Raw genomic sequence first — 21,017 nt, 5'->3', positions numbered from 1 at the left:
TCTTGTTCAAGAAATTCGAACATAGGAATCGATATATTGCGCTATTCATGTCGCAAGATTGTGAATAAAGTGTCACGCAATTACGGGGCAACCCAGAGCAAATACAACAAAGGAAACACCTGATGGGTAAAGTTTTAGTTCTTAAATCCAGCATTCTGGCAGGGTATTCACAGTCTTCTCAACTGGCCGATTATTTCGTTGAACAATGGAGCGAAAAGCACGCTGGTGACCAAATCACCGTGCGCGATCTGGCCGCTAACCCGGTACCGGTCCTGGATGGCGAATTAGTTGGCGCGCTGCGCCCGAGCGATGCGCCGTTGACGCCGCGTCAGCAAGAAGCGCTGGCGCTGTCTGATGAACTGATTGCTGAACTGCAAGCGCATGACGTGATCGTGATTAATGCCCCGATGTACAACTTCAACATCCCGACGCAGCTGAAGAACTACTTCGACCTGGTTGCACGCGCTGGCGTCACCTTCCGTTACACCGAAAACGGCCCGGAAGGTCTGGTGAAAGGCAAACGCGCGGTGATCCTCTCCAGCCGCGGCGGTATTCACAAAGACACCCCGTCTGACCTGGTCGCGCCGTACCTGAAACTGTTCCTCGGTTTTATCGGTATCACTGATGTGAACTTCGTGTTTGCAGAAGGTATCGCTTACGGTCCGGAAGTGGCGACCAAAGCGCAGACCGATGCAAAAGCGGCAATCGACAGCGTCGTTGCGGCGTAAGATTTTCCCCCTCTCTCTTTTCCGGGAGAGGGGGAACTGGTTATTGCTGAGCCATCGCGCTTCTCATCTCTTCGACCTCCCGCCTGAAGACACGAAAAACAACAGCCATCTTCTTCACCAGTTGCTCCACAGCGAACTCATTTAATGGCTCGCCTGGCTTATTAATATTGGCGTCGTCAAAATCGATCAAATTAAACTCTTCGCTTTGCGGATCGTACAAAATATTAGCGGCATTAATATCCATATGTTCAATGCCGAGCATCTCCAGTTTTTTGACTAGCTCTGCGGCAACATCGCTGCGGGACAAACTTTCCAGCGCCTTCTGTGCAAGCGCGATGTTTTTCGTGGCGAGGATAGCAGCTAACGGTTCGCCTTTAATTCTTTTCAGTTTTACGGATACCGCTTTCTGCAAGGGATTCGCCGTCTCTCGCATCATCATGCTGGCGCTTCCCTGACCGTAATAGCGATTGAAAGCCGCAGTGTTGTTCTGCGCTTTAATCAACCTCCCTTTCATCCCGGGTTCAACGACCCCGCTGTAATCTTTCATGACGTAGTCATTGCCGTACTGGTAAACACTGCCGATCGATCCCGTCGCGATAAGGTTTTCAGGTCTACGATAACTGCCTTCCGCTTCGGGTTTTGCCCCACCTTCCACCTGAGGCTCTCTTCTTTTAAATAAAGAAGGGAGCTTCTTTAATTCATCGCGAAGAGAGGAACCTCGTCTGGGCGAGGCAAAATTTTCTGATTCTTGCTCAGCGGCCTCCTGAAAAGCGGGGGTTCGCGGGCCGTTTTTTTGTAGGCGTACATAGGCGTTATCTCCGGGCAATGGCACCTTTTGATCGTAGCGATGATCGCCCTTTGTTCTCGCCGCTTTCAGATGTTTCAAGGCATTATTTGCGCAGCCACTTGCCATTAATGCCCTGCACATGTTCACCGGGTTTGGCGCGTTCGACCAGTTTCTGCCCCGCCATTTTCGCCACGTCATCAACGGGGATGTTGTTGCGGTCAGCCAGTTGTTGGTAGCTTTCGGTGCGCGCTTTGTTGATGCGTTCGACCAGTGCTAATGTTTCTTGATCGTGACTTATCGGTGCGATAAACCCGTTTAATGTTTCCCCTACGCGTCCTTGAGTGCGGGCTTCGTCAAGCGTCAGCGCCTGAGCGGTTGCGCTGACCAGGCTTAAAGCCAGCAGCGCCATTACAACTCGTTTTTTCATCATCGCCTCAGAACAGATCGCTGCGGGATTTCAGCAGGGTTTCCACATCTTTATCGACTTTGATATGGATTTCGTGCTCAATTTTCACATTCATATTGATGGTTATCGGCTCTTTCGGCGCCGCTACTTCAATACGCGGCGTACAGGCGACAAGCAGGGTCGCCATCAGCATGCCTGGCACAGCTTTCAGGGTTCTCATTTTTTTTCCTCGCACGACTTGCCCTTCGCGCAACGGGCTTCAGGTAGCGCCGCATTTTGCTCAAGCCATGACTGCAAATTGTCGCCAAAACGTAAACTGCGCCATAAGGTGAACACGTTCTCCTGATGGGTATAGTTCAAATTAACGGTACTGCTTTTTCCATCCACAAAACTGGTGCCGGTTAGGTTGGCGCGCATATTTAACACGCCAAGGTTATCCAGATCTATCTTTGTCCATGAGCGGGAAATTTCCATATAGCGTAGCCAGTTAATCGCCGCGCCAGCCGCCAGATTATCTTTCACCACCGCATCGGCGGTGTCTTTGTCCATACGCAGCGTCATTGGGCCTGGGTTATGCAACCAGCCGTCTTTAATTATCCATTGCGGGTTATCCAGCCACAGCGGCAAGGCACCGTCAAACGCTCCGGAAAGTGCAAACTGCTTCGGGTTCACGGCACTGATCACTTCACTGGATTCAATATGGCTTAAACGCAGTAACGCCGGATCGCGCTGCGGCAGGCGCAACTGCTGCATGGTCACTTTGCCGCCCAGCATATCGACGCTGACATCACTTAATGTTAGCGGATTGCCCTCGCTCCATGGCCAGGCGCCTTGCAAATCTGCGCTGATATTTTTGGCCGTTACCTGGTTCACAATTTCGCCGATACGCAGCGATACCGGCCGGCGCGTGCCCAATTGCCAGGTGGCGTCGCGGTAACGGAATGGCAGGATGAAATCCACGCCGTGAATTTGGTTGTCCGGCGTCCAGACACTGCCACTTTTCAGCACACCATGCCCGCCCGCCTCAAAGCCCTGATCGGCGGCGGCTGAAAACGCGATTTGCGCGTACAACGAACCATCAAGCAGCTTCATTTTCCAGTCCGGCGGGATCAATGGTTGAAACACCATCAATGATTGTTGCGGCCACCACGCCCGGCCGCGCAGACGCTCGCCATCCCAGCGGCCATTCACCCGTATTGGGCCAATCGCATCAGCACTTAGAGAGCCCTTGAACTGGAAGCGTGTCGGTTCGCTGCCATCCACGCTGAATTGCAGCGTTGAAGCCGGCAACACGCTGCCGCCGCTAAAGGTGGTTTGTCCGGCATCCAGCGTTAACGCGCCGTTAAATTGCGGATTGTTTTTATCACGCACCCACTGCACGGGCGCATCCAGCACCAACCTTGGTGTAGTCATGCGCATGGTGCCGTATTGCAGTTGGTCGAAACCGGTCGACAGATCCGTCAGCGTAATGGTGTTGTCGCGCCACTCCCCGCGCCCGGCCACGTCCCAGCGAGCATGCATCGGCGTAAAATGGCCATCGCCCCAGTAGCGCCAGCGCCATAAACCGTTATCCGGCAGGAAATCCTGCGCCTGCCCATCCAGATGCAGGAGAAAATCACCCGTCGCATTTTCGTGGGCACGCAAAATCGCCTGTAAGCGCCCGTCAATTCCCCGCTGGGTAAGTTTGACGCCCGCCAGCGGCCAGCGCACTTCATCAATATTCAGTGAATCAATCACCCTGCCGCGCGAGCGCAACAGCGCGCCGGGAGTAAACGCCAGTTGCGGATCGTCAACGCTGCCAGTGAGCTGTGCGGGCAGCACCGCATAAAACACCAGATCGCCCTGTTTGGCTTCGCCAGTCAATTGCAATGGCATGTCGTTGTTTGTTGCGCTGATCCGCCCCGGCCCGATCGTCAACACGGCGTTACCTTTTCCGGCGTCGCCCTGCGTCAGGACGTTGAGCCGACCGCTGACTAACGCGTTTTCCAAACCGTTCTGCCAGTTTTCAACTTTTAACCCCACTCGCCCACTTAGCGGGAAACCTTGATAAGGCCAGTTCCAGCGCCCATCGCTGAGGGTGAGTTGCTGCGGCGTAATTTGCCAGGGGAGATCCAACAGCGGATCGCCCTGGTCGCGCGCCATCACAATCAGTTGCCCTTCGTTATCACGCCAGTCGAGGTCGACATCCACCACGCCGGGCTGCTGCGGCAGGGTTAGCGTGCTCTCCATATGGCCGTTCACCGGCACACCATTAGGGATGTTCGGCAGCGTAAATTCGCCACCCAGAGTGAACGGAGGTTGATCATCAAAAAGACGCAGCGACATGCGGCTGACACTCAGCGCCTGGCCGCGCAAACGGGCATTCAGCTCGACGCGCTCGCCGCTGTATGTCAGTTCCTGAACGGTGGGCGTTAGCGCCAGTGACAGCGTGCCTTCCCAGGTTTTCCAGGGCGAAACCGTTAAGCGATCGACGGTGAGCCAGCTATAAGGCAGCAACGCTTGCCATTCGGCGAGTGTGCGTGGTGTAGAAGAGGCTGTTTCACTTTGCGACAGTTTATTGAAACAAGCGGTGTTAATATCCAGCGCGTCAATGTGAAGCCGCCAGCGGCTGGGATGGGTCAGTTCGGCATTCTTGACGTATGCCAGTGTGCAATTGTCAACCAGATAACGCAGATCGGGGATACGCAATGCGTGCCGTGTGAGACGCGGGCTTTCGTCCATTGCAATGCGTGTACCCGCAGGAAGCCAGATGCCCGCCAATGTCGGCACCCATTGCGCAAGGGTCATCAGCAGCGTGAGCGGCAGCAGAATGAACAATAAAACCAGTGCGATGGCGGCTTTGTATTTACCCTTCATGGGCAGCTAATATCCTGATTTTGCATGTGATTGAGCCGGTTCTGGCGGTTATTGTTACATGTTAAGACGCCCCTTAGAAGGCGCGAACCGTCTTAATCATAGTCCGGCTGCTGCATTTACAGTAGTGTGTAAAAAGAGTGCTTTATTATCATTAACTTATGGATGTAATGAATGTTTACGAGAGGTTCCCTGATACGTGGCTGGTTTACCGGCGCGACCGTTTTCACCTGTTTTACCTTTGGTGATTACCTGAGTGCGCACTACTTTCATGATTCAAAAATCCCCTGGATTATCAGCGTATTGATTGCTATCGCCATCTGCTGGAGCGCCAGAGGCGCACTGCGGCAACTGCGCTGAGATCAATAGCTCATCAGCAGATATACTGAAATTGGAAGCATTCACCAACCCCATATTTATCAACTGGATTTGAACGTTTACAGAATAATTTTAAAACGTGATAATATGGGCAGAAAATCATTGGAGAAAGTCTTATGAAACTCGCGATATACAGCACAAAGCAATACGATAAAAAGTATTTGCAGCAGGTAAACGAGATCTTTGGCTTCGATCTTGAATTTTTCGACTTCCTATTAACCGAAAAAACGGCGAAAACCGCAAACGGTTGTGAGGCGGTTTGTCTCTTCGTTAACGACGATGGCAGCCGTCCGGTTCTCGAAGAATTGAAGAAGCTTGGCGTGAAATTCATCGCCCTGCGCTGCGCCGGTTTCAATAACGTCGATCTAGATGCAGCAAAAGAGCTGGGGCTGCACGTGGTCCGCGTTCCGGCTTACTCGCCTGAAGCCGTGGCGGAACATGCCATTGGCATGATGATGACATTGAACCGCCGTATTCACCGCGCTTATCAGCGCACCCGTGATGCCAACTTCTCACTCGAAGGGCTGACCGGTTTCACCATGTACGGCAAAACCGCCGGGGTGATCGGTACCGGTAAAATCGGCATTGCTGCGTTACGAATTTTGAAAGGATTCGGTATGCGTTTGCTGGCGTTCGATCCTTACCCGAGCGCGGCTGCGCTGGAACTGGGCGTTGAGTATGTCGATCTGCAAACGCTGTTTTCGCAGTCCGATGTTATCTCCCTGCATTGCCCGCTGACGCCGGAAAACTTCCATTTACTCAATCGCAGCGCGTTTGAACAGATGAAAGATGGCGTGATGATCATTAACACCAGTCGTGGCGGATTGATTGATTCGCAGGCCGCCATTGAAGCGTTGAAAACGCAGAAAATCGGCGCGCTTGGTATGGATGTGTATGAGAACGAGCGTGATTTGTTCTTTGAAGATAAATCCAACGATGTGATTCAGGATGATGTTTTCCGCCGTCTGTCGGCCTGCCATAACGTGCTGTTTACAGGGCACCAGGCCTTCCTGACCGCCGAGGCGTTAACCAGTATTTCTGAAACTACGCTGGAAAACTTGCGTCAGTTACGCGACGGAGAAAGCTGCCCGAACGCGCTGGCCTGATCCCCCGGTACCCCTGTTCGCAGGGGAACTCTTTAAGATAAACCCGCAATGACACTGCGGTTTCACTTGGTACAATCCCCACCGTATTGATGGAAAAGCCCTTAGAGGACGAGATGAAGAAGATTATGACTTTGGTTGCGTTGAGCGTGGTGCTTTCTGGTTGCGTCAGCTCCCGCACCGTATTGCTTAAATCGGAGCAACTGGAGAATCAGCGTTTTGTATTAACGACATTTAACGGTCAGGCTGTTGCGGCGGACGATAAAGCACCCGAAATCAGTTTCGATAAAGATCTGCGCGTAGCAGGCAGAATGTGCAACAGCTTCATGGGCCAGGGAAAACTTTCCGACGGCGAATTAACCGTGAAAAACATGGGCATGACCATGATGATGTGTGCCGATCCGCAGCGTAACGCGTTGGATCACACCATTAACGCGATGCTCAGCGAAGGAGCGCAGGTCGACCTGACCGACAATCAGCTAACGCTGGCGACGGCGACACAGACGCTAATTTATAAACGTGTAACGCAGAGTCAGTAACTGCCACAGCTTCCGGTGGCAAGCGACTGTTCACTACATCGTTTGCCATTGGGTAGCGCGCACATGCCCACCATCGAACCATCAAGCTGGCGAGCCACCGACGCCGAACCGCCAACCATTGCGCAATTTGCCTGCCCACCACTCGACATCGCGGCTCTTAATCCCGGCGCGACATGTGCGGCGGTTGCCTGCTGAACGGGTTCATTGCTGCAAGCCGACAGCAACAAAGCGGCACATCCTACCCAAAACGCTGAACGCATTCTCTCTTCCCCTCAAAAAAAGCGAAACCCAAGCATCATAGGCAGCACAGCGCAATACGTCGAGGGCTGAAAGTCATCTTTATGCAGTTTGGACACATTTATTTGCGATTTTTCTTATTTGTCATGAAAGGATACGATGGCGGTGTGAGCCAATTCTAAAATCCACAGCTTTTATCAGATATCAGCAAACGAGCACGATATTATACGCGGGGAAAAATATCGCATTGCCAATGGCAATTTGATGAACGTTGACAAAGGAGAGTCAAATGAAACGCATCCAGCAATACGCTCCCATGATATTCAGGCTGACATCTTCTGTAGGAGATTGCGGCACAAATAATCCTAAAGAAGTCAAAATTGTCCAACAGCAACTTATTGATGCCGGATACGCCGTTGCCACGGGGAGGCACATCTATCCGACCGGTAACTGCAATATTGATACCATTGAAGCAATACGCTGGTATCAAAGATTATTGAATTTATCGCCGTCAGGTTTGATCAATGCAACTGATATATGGTTTATGCAGGCACTTGAAGAAGCCTCGACCCCTCACTGGAGGCCCAAAAATGTCAGCGGACCACTCCAGGTAAGTATCGGACAAATGACATTTGATGCCGAAGGTTCCGACTATATCACCGCAGTTGCACCCTTCAGACAAAACAGCTATCCCTTTTTTTCCAGAATTCTTCATTGGCCGGAAGTTGGCGGATCCGGAGTTACTCTGGGCAGAGGATATGATATGGGAAGCCGCAGTTCAGGCGAAATTCTGTCCACACTCCGACAAGCAGGAATTGAGGAATACAAAGCGCAGTTATGTGCGAAAGCGGCCGGGCTTAAAAATCGCGAGGCCAGTCAGTTCGTCGGAGTTTATGGTCCTTTTGTAGGTGAAATTACACATCAACAGCAAATACGGCTCTTCGAAATTTCCTATCGCGAAAAAATCGAATATTCAAAAGGTGTTTATAGCCGTCAGGTACGACGTTTAAGAATAATCAATGCTCTCGCGTGGAACAGTTTAGACCCAGCAATTAGGGATTCTTTTATTGATACCCTTTTTCAAGGCAATATAACTGCACGTAAGATGGTCAAAATCATGGCTGAGGGCGGTGGCAGGCAAGAGGTCATCGACTATCTACGCAGTGATAGCAATTTGTCTCGTGACTCAAGAAGAACAAACATAAGAGTAAGGAATTTGCAGTGATGAAAAAATCGGCGATCGTTCTCTCCCTGTTGCTGGCATATCACGCTTCACTTGCCGCACAAACTCTCGATATCACGACGAATAAAGAAGTGAAAACCTGCCTGGAAAAATATGGCGAAAACAGCAGTGAATGTCTGGAAGACCTCAACGATAAAACAGAAGACGAACTCAATCAGGTGTATAACAAAAAGCTAAAAGCAATGGAGGCTTTCGATTATACGCAATGGTGGATGGGCGATAAAAATCGCAAATCCACCATGATTGAGGCGTTCAAAAAAAACCAAGCAGAATGGCTCACATACAGAAATGATTACTGCAATGTTGCCACCACAGGCTCTCAAGGTACTCACTTTCTCGGAGCCTCATCTGTAGGTTGCAACATCAATATGAACAAGCGACGTATTAGCGAAATAAAGATGATTCAGTTGAAGAATCTAGAATGAATTCTTTGCCTTCCATACCGCAAACCAGGCAAATTAATTTGCAATTCATTGATTAGAGTTATGCCTCAGGACACAAAAGCGAAAATTGCGCGGCGGGCTGTTTGCTAAAATGTAGGGATAATTACAGGACTCGCCGCAGTTTCACGAGCCCCCTCTTTTGAGCAATGCAAGGTGCCATATGATCACTACTGACGGTAATGGCGCGGTCGCATCAGTTGCGTTCCGCACCAGTGAAGTTATCGCCATTTATCCGATTACCCCAAGTTCGACGATGGCGGAACAGGCGGATGCCTGGGCCGGAAACGGCTTGAAAAACGTCTGGGGCGATATTCCTCGCGTGGTGGAAATGCAATCTGAAGCAGGCGCGATCGCCGCAGTACACGGGGCGTTGCAGACCGGTGCGCTGTCCACTTCATTCACTTCATCGCAGGGTTTGCTGCTGATGATCCCAACGCTCTACAAACTGGCCGGTCAGTTAACGCCGTTTGTGCTGCATGTCGCAGCGCGTACCGTTGCCACTCACGCGTTATCGATCTTTGGCGACCACTCGGATGTAATGGCCGTTCGCCAGACAGGCTGTGCCATGCTCTGCGCCAGTAGCGTGCAGGAAGCGCAGGATTTCGCGCTGATTTCGCACATTGCGACCCTCAAAAGCCGGGTACCATTTATTCACTTTTTCGATGGTTTTCGCACCTCTCACGAGATCAACAAAATCATGCCGCTGGCGGATGACACTATCCGCGCCCTGCTCCCACAGCAGGAAATAGATGAACATCGTGCGCGCGCATTGAACCCGGAACATCCGGTGATCCGCGGCACGTCTGCCAATCCGGACACCTACTTCCAGTCCCGCGAAGCCACCAACCCGTGGTACGACGCAGTTTACAGCCACGTTGATCAGGCAATGGATGATTTCGCCGCTGCCACCGGGCGCCAGTACAAACCGTTTGAATATTACGGCCACCCGCAGGCAGATCGCGTGATTGTGTTGATGGGTTCTGCCATCGGCACCTGCGAAGAAGTGGTTGATGAATTACTGACGCGCGGGGAAAAAGTCGGCGTGTTGAAAGTGCGGCTTTATCGCCCGTTCAGTGCGGCGCATCTGCTCTCGGTATTACCTGAAAGCGCGCGTACCGTGGCAGTGCTCGATCGCACCAAAGAACCGGGCGCACCGGCGGAACCACTTTATCTGGATGTGATGACCGCACTGGCGGAAGCCTTTAATCATGGCGAGCGCGAAACCCTGCCGCGCGTGATCGGTGGACGCTATGGTTTATCGTCCAAAGAGTTCGGCCCTGAATGCGTACTGGCAGTATTTAACGAATTGCGCGCCGCGAAGCCAAAACCACGCTTTACCGTCGGTATTTATGATGACGTGACCAACCTCTCATTGCCGCTGCCGGAAAATACCCTGCCAACGCAGGCCAAGCTGGAAGCGCTGTTTTACGGGCTGGGCAGTGACGGCAGCGTTTCCGCCACCAAGAACAACATCAAAATTATCGGCAACTCAACGCCGTGGTACGCGCAGGGTTACTTTGTCTATGACTCGAAAAAGGCCGGCGGGCTGACGGTTTCACACCTGCGCGTCAGCGAAAAGCCGATTAACTCCGCCTACCTGGTGTCGCAAGCGGATTTTGTCGGCTGCCACCAGTTGCAGTTTATTGATAAATACCAGATGGCCGAGCGCCTGAAGCCAGGCGGCATTTTCCTGCTCAACACCCCTTACAGCCCCGACGAAGTGTGGTCGCGCTTGCCACAGGAAGTTCAGGCGGTACTGAACCAGAAAAAAGCCCGTTTTTATGTGGTTAACGCGGCGAAAATCGCCCGCGAATGCGGCCTGGCGGCGCGTATCAACACGGTAATGCAGATGGCGTTTTTCCATCTGACCAATGTGTTGCCGGGCGACAGCGCGCTGATTGCGTTACAGGGTGCGATTGCGAAAAGCTACAGCAGCAAAGGCCAGGAGCTGGTTGAGCGCAACTGGCAGGCGCTAGCGCTGGCGCGAGAATCGCTGTTTGAAGTGCCGTTAGAAGCGGTTGACCCGCAGAGCGCCCACCGCCCGCCGGTCGTCTCCGATGCCGCGCCGGATTTCGTCAAAACCGTGACCGCAGCCATGCTGGCCGGGCTTGGCGATGCCCTGCCCGTTTCCGCACTCCCGCCGGACGGCACCTGGCCGGTTGGCACCACGCGTTGGGAAAAACGCAATATCGCCGAAGCGATCCCGATCTGGAAGGAAGCGCTTTGCACCCAGTGCAACCATTGCGTGGCGGCTTGCCCGCATTCGGCGATCCGCGCGAAAGTGGTCTCCCCCGACGCGATGGAAAACGCGCCGTCCAGCCTGCATTCGCTGGATGTGAAATCCCGTGATATGCGCGGGCAAAAATATGTCTTGCAGGTTGCGCCGGAAGATTGCACCGGTTGTAACCTGTGCGTCGAAGTGTGCCCAGCGAAAGATCGCCAGAACCCGGAGATCAAGGCCATCAATATGATGTCGCGCCTTGAACATGTGGAAGAGGAGAAAGTGAATTATGACTTCTTCCTCGACCTGCCGGAGATTGACCGCAGTCAACTGGAACGCATCGATATTCGTACTTCACAGCTGATTACCCCTCTGTTTGAATACTCCGGCGCCTGTTCCGGCTGCGGCGAAACGCCGTATATCAAGCTGCTGACGCAGTTGTATGGCGACCGCATGATGATTGCCAATGCTACCGGTTGTTCGTCGATTTATGGCGGTAACTTGCCGTCGACGCCCTACACCACGGATGCCAACGGTCGTGGCCCGGCGTGGGCGAATTCTCTGTTTGAAGATAACGCGGAATTTGGTCTCGGCTTCCGCCTGAGTGTCGACCAGCATCGCCAGCGCGTGATGCGCCTGGTCGATCAGTTCGCCGACCAGATTCCGGCGGAACTGAATACGGCGTTGCATAGCGATGCCACGCCGGAAGTGCGTCGTGATCAGGTTGCCGAGCTGCGTACTCATCTGGCGAATGTCGAAAGTGCACAGCAGTTGCTGACCGATGCGGACGCGCTGGTCGAGAAGTCAATCTGGCTGATTGGCGGCGATGGCTGGGCGTACGACATTGGTTTTGGCGGGTTGGATCATGTGATGAGCCTGACCGAAAACGTCAACATTTTGGTGCTCGATACCCAGTGTTATTCCAACACTGGCGGCCAGGCGTCGAAGGCGACGCCACTGGGCGCGGTGACTAAGTTTGGTGAGCATGGCAAGCGCAAAGCGCGTAAAGATCTCGGCGTCAGCATGATGATGTACGGTCATGTTTATGTTGCGCAGATTTCGCTCGGCGCGCAGTTGAACCAGACGGTGAAAGCGATTCAGGAAGCGGAGGCCTACCCCGGCCCGTCGCTGATTATTGCTTACAGCCCGTGCGAGGAACACGGCTATGATCTGGCGCTCAGCCATGATCAGATGCGCCAGCTCACCGCAACCGGCTTCTGGCCGCTCTATCGCTACGATCCGCGCCGTGAAGACGAAGGAAAAATCCCGCTGGCGCTGGATTCCCGCCCGCCTTCCGATGCGCTGGCGGAAACCCTGCTTAACGAGCAACGTTTCCGTCGCCTCAACGCCCAGCAGCCCGATGTGGCTGAACAGTTGTGGAAAGATGCTGCTGCCGATCTGCAAAAACGCTACGACTTCCTGGCGCAGCTGGCCGGGAAAGCGGAAAAAAGCTCGGCTGAATAAGTAAACGCAAAAAAAGCCACTGGTTGCAGGCCAGTGGCTTTTATAACGCACGTATTTCGCATGACAACCGACCGCAAGCTGGCTAATAATCGAAATTCAAACCGAGCGGCAAGGAGCGAATATTATGCGGCATCACTCTGTTATCTCTTCTCGAATCGCATCAGTGGGTTACGACAACCGCAGCCGCACGCTTGAAATCCGTTTCCACGACAAAAGCATCTATCAATATCATGGCGTTCCTGAACGCGTTTTCTCGGTGTTTCTTACTGTGGTTTCCAAAGGCCGCTTTTATGACGGCGTGGTGAAAGGCAAATACCCGGAAAAGAAAGTAGCGTGAACAGTGTCTCGCCTTGCATGCGCGATAAATACCTGCCTCCGGCGCAAATCATTGCTACAATCCAGCCCTAATAGCGTATGTCTGCCAGCGGTGTCCGTATCGTTGGCGCTAAAAACCCGAATTGAGCCTTTTTCATGTCGCAAAATCAAGAAGTTAGCAAAAAAGAACAGTACAACCTCAACAAATTGCAAAAGCGTCTGCGCCGTAACGTGGGCGAAGCCATTGCCGACTTCAATATGATTGAAGAAGGCGACCGCATTATGGTTTGCCTGTCTGGTGGTAAAGACAGCTACACCATGCTGGAAATTCTGCGCAACCTGCAGCAGAGTGCGCCGGTCAACTTTTCGCTGGTAGCGGTAAATCTCGATCAAAAGCAACCGGGTTTCCCGGAGCATATTCTGCCAGCGTACCTGGAGAATCTGGGCGTTGAGTACAAGATTGTTGAAGAGAATACTTACGGTATCGTCAAAGAAAAGATCCCGGAAGGAAAAACCACCTGTTCACTTTGCTCTCGTCTACGCCGCGGCATTTTGTACCGCACCGCAACTGAACTTGGCGCCACCAAAATTGCCCTCGGCCACCATCGCGATGACATCCTGCAAACCTTATTCCTGAACATGTTCTATGGCGGGAAAATGAAAGGGATGCCGCCGAAACTGATGAGCGATGACGGCAAACACATTGTGATCCGCCCGCTGGCTTACTGCCGCGAGAAAGACATTGAACGTTTCTCTGAGGCGAAAGGCTTCCCGATTATTCCGTGTAACTTGTGCGGTTCGCAGCCTAACCTGCAACGCCAGGTGATTGCCGATATGCTGCGCGACTGGGATAAACGTTATCCGGGCCGCATCGAAACCATGTTCAGCGCGATGCAGAACGTGGTGCCATCGCATCTTAGTGATATCAACCTGTTCGATTTTAAAGGCATCACCCACGGTTCTGAAGTGGTGAACGGCGGCGATCTGGCGTTTGACCGCGAAGAGATCCCGGTGCAACCTGTGGGCTGGCAACCGGAAGAAGATGACACGCAGTTAGATGAACTGCGCCTGAACGTTATCGAAGTGAAGTAATTTTTGCAGCCGCTCTGGCAACACGCCAGAGCGGCTTATTTCTTATTTTAACAACCGCACACGGCTGGCCTTGCCTTTAATCTTCCCGTTTTGCAATTGCTTCCACGCCTGACGCGCGACGCTTTGACGCACCGCGACATAAACATGCGCCGGGTGAAGAGTGATCTTGCCGATATCTGCGCCATCCAGCCCCATATCGCCGGTTAACGCGCCAAGCACATCGCCTGCGCGCATTTTGGCTTTCTTGCCACCGTCAATACACAGCGTCGCCATTTCCGCTTCCAGCGGCACGATTTTTACGTTCGACGGCGCGTTAAGCCAGTTCAGCTTGAGTTGCAGCATTTCCGACAGAATGTTGGCACGCTGTGCCTCTTCCGGCGCGCAAAGGCTGATCGCCAGACCGCTGTTACCGGCACGCGCGGTGCGCCCGATGCGGTGCACATGCACTTCCGGGTCCCACGCCAGCTCGTAGTTCACTACCAGTTCCAGCGATTTAATATCCAGCCCGCGCGCCGCAACATCGGTCGCAACTAACACGCGAGTGCTGCCGTTGGCAAAACGCACCAGCGTTTGATCGCGGTCGCGCTGTTCCAGGTCGCCGTGTAACGCCAGCGCATCCTGCCCTGCGGCGTTCAGCGCGTCGCACACTTCCTGGCAATCTTTTTTGGTATTACAGAACACCACGCAGGATGCCGGACGATGCTCGCTCAGCAGTTTTTGTAACAGTGCTGCTTTGCCGTGCCGGGAAATTTCAAAAAATTGCTGCTCAACGGCAGGCAGATCGTCGACGGTGTCGATTTCGATAGTTTCCGGATTGCGCTGTACACGGCCGCTGATGGCGGCAATCGCCTCAGGCCAGGTGGCGGAAAAGAGCAATGTCTGGCGTGTGGCTGGCGCGAAACGGATGATTTCGTCGATCGCATCGCTGAAACCCATATCAAGCATACGATCGGCTTCATCCATCACCAGTGTTTGCAGGTTCTCCAGCGTTACAGTGGTTTTTTGCAAGTGATCCAGTAAACGGCCAGGCGTCGCGACAATAATGTGCGGCGCATGTTGCAGCGAATCGCGCTGCGCGCCAAAAGGTTGACCGCCGCAAATCGTCAGCACTTTGATATTGGGCATAAAACGCGCCAGGCGACGCAGTTCGTTGGCAACTTGATCTGCCAGTTCACGGGTCGGACACAGTACCAGAGATTGCGTCTGAAAACGGCTGGCATCAATGTGCTGTAATAAACCCAGGCCAAACGCCGCTGTTTTACCGCTACCGGTTTTTGCCTGCACGCGAACATCTTTACCGGCCAGAATCGCGGGAAGCGCGGCGGCCTGCACGGGTGTCATAGTGAGATAGCCCAGCTCGTTAAGGTTTTCGATCTGGGCTGCGGGCAACGAATTCAATGTTGAAAAAGCGGTCACAATATAGTCTCGCGATAAAGGGCTAAGGTTCAGCAGGCGCGTATCCTCTCAGATCTGCCCTTTTAACGCGACAATTTAATCGGTTCTTCATCCGGTGGCGGGTCCGGTAAAGGTTGCGGACGTGGAATAGGATCGGGAACAGGCACCGGATCATTCGGAATCGGATCGGTCGGTAAGGAATTAGCGGGATCGAGCAATGTGAAATGGTCCATGTTTACCTCCACAATGGGTGGGTGTCTTCTTAAAGGTAGAAGCTCACAGCGCAGAGGCAAAAAAAAAGCCGACTCATTAAGTCGGCGTCGTACGAATCAATTGTGCTATGCAGTAATTCAAAAAAGGAAGTAAGACAATATGGAGCGCAACGCCCATCGCTTGACGTTGCATTCACCTGCGAGATAAATATTGCCCTGACTAAGAATATTATTTATTGACCTCGCTCAAGTTAACTGGCGTTTTTATGTTCAATTTTTGTTAAAAAAGTGAAATTTTACAGCCATTTACTACGATGCAACCACCAGGTAACACCGCCGATCAACACTGCCAACATCACGCAAAAAATCGAGAATCCCAAATGCCAACCGCCGCCGGGGATACCTCCCAGGTTGACGCCAAACAACCCCGTCAAAAACGTACTCGGCAGAAAAACCATGGCCATCAGTGACATGGTATAGGTTCGTCGCGCCAGTGATTCCTGCATAACCTGGGTGATTTCATCTGTCATGACTGCGGTGCGTGCAATACAAGAATCAATTTCGTCCAACCCGCGGCCAAGCCGGTCGGCAATATCTTGCATGCGCCGACGTTGGTCATCGCTCATCCAGGGTAGGCGCTCACTGGACAACCGCGCAAACACATCGCGTTGCGGGGCCATATAACGCCGCATGACAATCAATTGTTTTCGCAACAGCGCCAAAATGCCACGCGGCGGGATTTGTTGGTCGAGCAGATTATCTTCGAGATCGATAATGCGGTCGTGGAGTGATTCGATAAATTCACTGGCGTGATCGGTCAGCGAATCGCACACATCCACCAGCCAGCCGCCGCAATCGGCCGGGCCAGAGCCGTTTTCCAGCTCGCTAACCACATCATCCAGCGCCAGCACTTTGCGCTGTCGCGTCGAAACAATCATGCGCTCGTCCATATAAACGCGCACGGCAACTAATTGATCCGGGCGTTCATCGGTACTGCCATTGATGCATCGCAAGGTGATCAATGTGCCCTCGCCCATGCGGCTCACTCTGGGGCGCATACTCTCACCCGACAACGCGTTGCGCACGCTGTTCGGTAAAACTGGCGTGGATTCGAGCCACTGGGCGCTTTCCGGGTTGGTGTAATTCAAATGTACCCAGCACGGCGTGCGGGCGGTGATTTCATCGCTGTCTTCCAGCGGTTTTACGCCGCCTTTGCCGTCCAGCAGCCAGGCATAAACCGCATCCGGCACTTTTACATCGATTCCTTTAATGGCTTCCACTGCGCCTCCACAATCAACATGGTGTTGATGTCAGTCTAGTCGCATGGAAATGTTAAGCAATCATCGCGCTGAATTTGCTAACAAATTTAAGCAGAATGCAAAAATAAGACCCGATTTCCCGAGCCTTTTTGTATTGCGAGGTGAAATCAGAAGGAGTGCCAGTAGTTTTCCTGGTTACGCACCAGTGGCGTCGCAAGGCGCGGGCGGCGAATATCGGACGGCGCTCTTGCTGGCGCTGCGCCATCTGACAGACGGAATTTCCCCGTGCGATGCTGTAACTCTTCCACCTGATGTTTCAGTACATCAGAAGAACCGGCGAGTTCATCAACCATGGTGACGTTGCTTTGTGTGACTTGCTCCAGTTCCGCCAACGCCAGCGTAATCTGCGAAATCCCCTTCTCCTGCTGCAACGTGGTCACGGCAATTTCATCCATCAATTTGCTGACGACGCTGGCGCCGGAGACGATCTCCTGCATGTTTTGTTCCGCTTCGCTGACCACCGTCGCGCCCTGATTAACGTTGTCCGTTGTCACGGCAATCAATGATTTAATGTTTTTCGCGGCTTCCGCACTACGGTGCGCCAGGTTGCGAACTTCACCGGCAACCACGGAAAAACCTTTTCCGTGATCGCCCGCGCGGGCTGCTTCCACTGCTGCGTTAAGCGCCAGGATATTGGTCTGGAAAGCGATGCCATCAATAATCGAGATGATTTCCGTCATTTGATCGGCGCAATCAGTAATGGATTGCATATTTTTCGCTACCTGCCCCATTAAATCGCCGCCTTTCAATGCACATGATGTGGCGTCTTTCGCGCGAGTGCTTGCCAGACGAGTGTTGTCGGCATTGTTTTTGGTGCTAGAGGCCATCTCTTCCATGCTTGATGCCGTTTGCACCAGCGCGGCAGATTGCTCTTCCGTTTTCACGGAAAGGTCCGCGCTGCGCGAAGCCAATTGCGCAGAAAGTTCTAAAGCGGTATCGGAGGAAGAACGAATTTCTTTTACTAACGCGGCGATACTGGCAGATAAACCATTAATTCCAGGAATTAATCGACCGGCACAGTTGTTGCCAAACTCGGGAATGACAATAGAAAGATTACCGGACGTAACCTCTTCAATACTTTTTTTCACGGTATTAATCGGCGTCACCAGATATTGCGTCATATATATCCACAAGAGCCCGAGCGATACGATTGAAACTGCACTCGTCGCGGCAAACAAGGTGATATTTTTTGAGACAACGATCACTATCAAATCCATGATAATAAAGGAGACAAGCAGATATAAAATAATAAATGTTCTGACACTAATATTCCTTAACATAATGACACTCGCGAAATTACCGGGAAACGGTAGAGTGGTTATAGCATCTGAGATGCACTTTTTCACGGCTAAATTGACGCAGTATAATGTTTGCTTTTAAATCTCTGAGATTTTACTTAAGTAAACTCAATTACCAGGCTTGATGCATTCTTACTGGCATGACACCTTATATCCCACCAAGTTTTCGCCATCTCGCGCTAAAATATATCATATAGAAATTTCTAATCGCTCTTTTCTTATTAATTTCTAAATTTAACTTTAGCATTGCTTAAATCATTCGATTATTTACGTTGTTGTCACCACAGCCGATTAATAAAACTAATATCGCCGTTATTTAATTCGCTCTGGCAATAATAAAAACAGCACAACCATTAATTTCATCAGGTTAGCTGCTAAAATTAGTGCCAGGATTACTTATCAACTTTGATATTGCGCACTCAATGAATATGCGGGTAGTAGCGGAAGGGATTGAAACGCCGGAACAACAGGCGTTGCTGACGCATATGGGCGGCTCATTCTTGCAAGGCTTCCTGTTTGCTCACCCTCTTCCGGTCGAGCAGATTTCTGCGTTGCTGCAACAAAGCGATTTCACTTCATCACTGGAATGTTCAGAACCGTCACATAAAAAGCCAGCATAACGCCTGGTTTCACAGGTATGTTGGCGTGTGGGCTAGTGGATGCCCAGCCGCCAGGCAAAGTCGATCTCTTCTTTCAGTTCGCTGTGCGACAGCGTGAGCAGGTCTTCAAATTCCAGCGTGAGTTGTTTGAGTTTTTTTAAGTACTCAGCCGGCGTGATGGAGCTTTTGTCGCGCTTGAGGTATTCGATTGCCAATTGGGTGGGGTTTAGTTCAGTTGCCATAAAATCCTCTTGTGTGGTTAAACCTTGTTCACTATAGCACACCGAACTGATTATTTTTTGACCCAAACCATAAAGCAAACCTGCGTGGGCGCTTGGTTTCACAGGCATTCCCACCCCACAAAAAAAGGGGTTGCATGATTAAATGATAAAGATTATCTTTCTCAACACTGAATAGTTGAGTGAATCACTCAGGTATTCAGTACGACATTGCTCACATTGCTTCCAGTATTTTTTGCCCGCTCATGCAGCGGGCATTTTTTCGTTTAAGGCCTCTGGCGGCGCGGGTTCGTCTCCTTATTTCCTCCATTGTCCCTTCACATTCCATAAGTAAAATTTTTTTCACTCCTGCTTAGACAGGAACCATTCCGTAATCAATGAGTTTCCCCTTACTTCCCGTGATGTAAGGGGATTTTTTTTATCAGTGTTTCAGAATATACAAAGTGCGGCTGTAGGCGACATCTTCCGGATTATTGATCGGGTACCCTTTCAACCACGGCTTGATCAAACGCCCGTTGGTGTACTGATAAATCGGCGCGATTGGCGCTTTCTCCGCAATAATATGCTCCGCCTCGTTATAGTCAGCGTTACGCGCTTTCGCCGTGGTTTCCAGCGTGGCCTGGTTCAGTACCTTGTCATAGGTCGCATCGCTAAAACGTGGAATATTACTACTACTGTTGGAGGTCAACACCGACAAGAACGTCGACGGCTCGTTATAATCGCCCACCCACGAAGCGCGAATCACATCAAAATTGCCGCTATTACGGCTGTCGATATACGTTTTCCACTCCTGATTTTGCAACTTCACCTCCGCGCCAAGGTTCTGTTTCCACATCGACGCCACAGCAATGGCGATTTTCTGATGGTTTTCCGAAGAGTTATATAACAGCGTCAGTTTCAGTGGACGCTGCGGGCCATATCCTGCCGCCTGTAACAGCGTTTTCGCCTGCGCGTTCAGCTCTGCCTGGCTCATCTGCTCAATCTGTGAAGGTTGCGGCGTAAACCCGGCAGTGACATCCGGCGTAAAGCGCCAGGCCGGTTTCTCACCGGTGCCAAGCACTTTCTCCGCAATCACTCGCCTGTCGATGGTCATGCTCAGCGCCAGGCGCACACGCGCATCCGCCGTCGGCCCTTTTTGCGTGTTAAACGCATAGTAATAAGTACCGAGTTGCGGCGGCGTGTAGACCTGGCCGGGAATATCTTTCAGCAGTTTTTGATAGAGGTTTTTCGGGAAAGATTCGGTGATGTCGACACCATTTGCCAGGTAGCGTTTGGTGGCCGCAGACTCCTGGTTGATGGGCACAAAGGTCACTTTCTGAATTACCGTTTTGCCATCGTCCCAATATTGTTTGTTGCGATCGAGCACCAGTTTTTCATTCACCACGCGATCGGTCAGCACATACGCGCCGTTGCCCACCAGGTTGCCTGGGCGCGTCCACTCCGCGCCACTGTCCACGTTCTTTTTTTGCACCGGGTACAGCGCGAAGCTAGCCGCTAAACTGGGGAACCACGGTAATGGTTTGTCGAGTTGCACCCGCAGTGTCCGCGCATCCACCGCGCTAACGCCCAATTGTTCCACCGGCGTTTTCCCTTCCGTAATACTTTTGGCATTGCTCAGCCCTGCCAGTGCGGCAAACCCGGCAAAAGGCGACGTGGTTTTTGGGTCGACCAGCCGCTGCCAGCTATACACAAAATCTTGCGCGGTGACCGGCGAGCCATCTGACCAACGGGCGTTATTGCGCAGCGTAAATGTCCAGACGCGGTTATCGCTGCTCTGCCACTTTTCCGCAACGCCGGGGACAATTTCGCCCTTCTCGTTTTGATTCACCAGGCCTTCGAACAGATCGCGAATCACCTGAATTTCCGGCAGGCCAACGGCTTTTGCCGGATCCAATGTCGCCGGTTCATCTTTAATGTGGCGCACCACTTCCTGTTTGTCCGCCAGTTGGGTACCTGGGGGCACATCCGCCGCGAATGCGGCAACAGAAAAACCGCACAACCAGAGCGCACAGCTCAGCTTTGAAAATTGATGCTTCATAGGATCCCCTTGTGATGTGCCACGTCCCGGAAAAAGGTGGTGTAATTATTTGTTTTAACACTAAGGAAAGCAAATTCATACACACAGGAAATGATTTGCGTCGCACCG

20 protein-coding genes and 1 pseudogene are annotated in these 21,017 nt (G+C 52.1%); 10 read left to right on the top strand and 11 right to left on the bottom strand.

Features of this window, described 5'->3' with window-relative positions:
* The first annotated feature begins 122 nt into the window (after positions 1-122).
* A complete protein-coding gene (gene azoR, locus AAEY27_RS11015) occupies positions 123-728 on the top strand; it encodes an FMN-dependent NADH-azoreductase (RefSeq protein ID WP_342325370.1) in 606 nt (201 codons plus the stop codon).
* A gap of 40 nt (positions 729-768) precedes the next feature.
* Here the strand turns inward: azoR and AAEY27_RS11010 are convergent, their stop codons facing one another.
* The 4 genes from AAEY27_RS11010 to AAEY27_RS10995 are packed head-to-tail and all read right to left on the bottom strand — an operon-like array spanning position 769 to position 4,777.
* The gene (locus tag AAEY27_RS11010) at positions 769-1,641 is read right to left on the bottom strand and encodes a lipopolysaccharide kinase InaA family protein (RefSeq protein WP_342325368.1); all 873 of its coding nucleotides are present in this window, start codon (positions 1,639-1,641) and stop codon (positions 769-771) included.
* The gene (locus tag AAEY27_RS11005) at positions 1,619-1,942 is read right to left on the bottom strand and encodes a YdbL family protein (RefSeq protein WP_342325545.1); all 324 of its coding nucleotides are present in this window, start codon (positions 1,940-1,942) and stop codon (positions 1,619-1,621) included. The genes AAEY27_RS11010 and AAEY27_RS11005 overlap by 23 nt, the downstream gene beginning before the upstream one ends.
* A gap of 7 nt (positions 1,943-1,949) precedes the next feature.
* Positions 1,950-2,141, bottom strand: a complete 192-nt coding sequence (locus tag AAEY27_RS11000; RefSeq protein ID WP_342325366.1) for a YnbE family lipoprotein — start codon at positions 2,139-2,141, stop codon at positions 1,950-1,952.
* On the bottom strand, positions 2,138-4,777 hold the full coding sequence (locus AAEY27_RS10995) for a YdbH family protein (RefSeq protein ID WP_342325364.1): 2,640 nt from the start codon (positions 4,775-4,777) through the stop codon (positions 2,138-2,140). Before AAEY27_RS10995 ends, AAEY27_RS11000 begins: the two co-directional genes overlap by 4 nt.
* A gap of 171 nt (positions 4,778-4,948) precedes the next feature.
* Between AAEY27_RS10995 and AAEY27_RS10990 the strand changes: the two genes are divergently transcribed.
* From AAEY27_RS10990 to hslJ, 3 genes are all read left to right on the top strand, one after another.
* Positions 4,949-5,134 carry a hypothetical protein gene (locus AAEY27_RS10990; RefSeq protein WP_342325362.1) on the top strand — a complete coding sequence of 62 codons (186 nt, stop codon included), beginning with the start codon at positions 4,949-4,951 and terminating at the stop codon, positions 5,132-5,134.
* Positions 5,135-5,268: 134 nt separating this feature from the next.
* Positions 5,269-6,258, top strand: coding sequence for a 2-hydroxyacid dehydrogenase (locus AAEY27_RS10985; protein ID WP_342325360.1), 990 nt, complete (start codon positions 5,269-5,271; stop codon positions 6,256-6,258).
* A 113-nt stretch (positions 6,259-6,371) separates the two neighbouring features.
* The gene (hslJ, locus tag AAEY27_RS10980) at positions 6,372-6,794 is read left to right on the top strand and encodes a heat shock protein HslJ (RefSeq protein WP_342325358.1); all 423 of its coding nucleotides are present in this window, start codon (positions 6,372-6,374) and stop codon (positions 6,792-6,794) included.
* On the opposite strand, the gene AAEY27_RS10975 is transcribed toward hslJ, so the two are convergent.
* Positions 6,788-7,054 (bottom strand): putative hemolysin, encoded by a 267-nt coding sequence (locus tag AAEY27_RS10975; protein ID WP_342325356.1) that lies wholly within the window; start codon positions 7,052-7,054, stop codon positions 6,788-6,790. The two genes, hslJ and AAEY27_RS10975, sit on opposite strands and share 7 nt — an antisense overlap.
* A gap of 266 nt (positions 7,055-7,320) precedes the next feature.
* Between AAEY27_RS10975 and AAEY27_RS10970 the strand changes: the two genes are divergently transcribed.
* The 5 genes from AAEY27_RS10970 to ttcA all read left to right on the top strand — a co-directional run bounded on the left by AAEY27_RS10970 (position 7,321) and on the right by ttcA (position 13,809).
* Positions 7,321-8,256, top strand: a complete 936-nt coding sequence (locus tag AAEY27_RS10970) for a peptidoglycan-binding protein (protein ID WP_342325354.1) — start codon at positions 7,321-7,323, stop codon at positions 8,254-8,256.
* Positions 8,256-8,699, top strand: a complete 444-nt coding sequence (locus tag AAEY27_RS10965; protein ID WP_342325543.1) for a lysozyme inhibitor LprI family protein — start codon at positions 8,256-8,258, stop codon at positions 8,697-8,699. Before AAEY27_RS10970 ends, AAEY27_RS10965 begins: the two co-directional genes overlap by 1 nt.
* A 178-nt stretch (positions 8,700-8,877) precedes the next feature.
* Positions 8,878-12,402, top strand: coding sequence for a pyruvate:ferredoxin (flavodoxin) oxidoreductase (gene nifJ / locus AAEY27_RS10960; protein ID WP_342325352.1), 3,525 nt, complete (start codon positions 8,878-8,880; stop codon positions 12,400-12,402).
* 124 nt (positions 12,403-12,526) lie between these two features.
* Entirely contained in the window at positions 12,527-12,739 is a 213-nt protein-coding gene (locus tag AAEY27_RS10955; RefSeq protein ID WP_342325350.1) for a KTSC domain-containing protein, read from the top strand.
* A gap of 134 nt (positions 12,740-12,873) precedes the next feature.
* Positions 12,874-13,809, top strand: coding sequence for a tRNA 2-thiocytidine(32) synthetase TtcA (ttcA, locus tag AAEY27_RS10950; protein WP_342325348.1), 936 nt, complete (start codon positions 12,874-12,876; stop codon positions 13,807-13,809).
* Between the two features lie 42 nt (positions 13,810-13,851).
* Here ttcA and dbpA read toward each other — a convergent pair whose 3' ends face one another.
* From dbpA to AAEY27_RS22425, 4 genes are all read right to left on the bottom strand, one after another.
* Positions 13,852-15,225, bottom strand: coding sequence for an ATP-dependent RNA helicase DbpA (gene dbpA, locus AAEY27_RS10945; protein ID WP_342325346.1), 1,374 nt, complete (start codon positions 15,223-15,225; stop codon positions 13,852-13,854).
* 62 nt (positions 15,226-15,287) lie between these two features.
* The gene (locus tag AAEY27_RS10940) at positions 15,288-15,437 is read right to left on the bottom strand and encodes a hypothetical protein (RefSeq protein WP_342325344.1); all 150 of its coding nucleotides are present in this window, start codon (positions 15,435-15,437) and stop codon (positions 15,288-15,290) included.
* A gap of 275 nt (positions 15,438-15,712) precedes the next feature.
* Positions 15,713-16,696, bottom strand: coding sequence for a zinc transporter ZntB (zntB, locus tag AAEY27_RS10935; protein WP_342325343.1), 984 nt, complete (start codon positions 16,694-16,696; stop codon positions 15,713-15,715).
* 146 nt (positions 16,697-16,842) lie between these two features.
* On the bottom strand, positions 16,843-17,562 hold the full coding sequence (locus AAEY27_RS22425) for a methyl-accepting chemotaxis protein (protein ID WP_425294676.1): 720 nt from the start codon (positions 17,560-17,562) through the stop codon (positions 16,843-16,845).
* A gap of 878 nt (positions 17,563-18,440) precedes the next feature.
* Here AAEY27_RS22425 and AAEY27_RS10925 point away from each other — a divergent pair.
* A pseudogene (locus tag AAEY27_RS10925) lies at positions 18,441-18,653 on the top strand (EAL domain-containing protein); the annotation flags it as partial.
* A gap of 32 nt (positions 18,654-18,685) precedes the next feature.
* On the opposite strand, the gene AAEY27_RS10920 reads toward AAEY27_RS10925, so the two are convergent.
* Both AAEY27_RS10920 and AAEY27_RS10915 read right to left on the bottom strand, forming a co-directional pair.
* On the bottom strand, positions 18,686-18,874 hold the full coding sequence (locus AAEY27_RS10920) for a YdiH family protein (protein ID WP_342325339.1): 189 nt from the start codon (positions 18,872-18,874) through the stop codon (positions 18,686-18,688).
* Positions 18,875-19,292: 418 nt separating this feature from the next.
* Positions 19,293-20,909, bottom strand: a complete 1,617-nt coding sequence (locus AAEY27_RS10915) for a peptide ABC transporter substrate-binding protein (protein ID WP_342325337.1) — start codon at positions 20,907-20,909, stop codon at positions 19,293-19,295.
* Between the last annotated feature and the right edge of the window lie 108 nt (positions 20,910-21,017).

Source organism: Kosakonia sp. BYX6 (genome assembly GCF_038449125.1).
In the GTDB taxonomy this organism is placed as follows: Bacteria; Pseudomonadota; Gammaproteobacteria; order Enterobacterales; family Enterobacteriaceae; genus Kosakonia; species Kosakonia calanthes.
The sequence above is the reverse complement of the archived record's forward strand: the minus strand, read 5'-3'. Positions and strand labels throughout refer to the sequence as shown.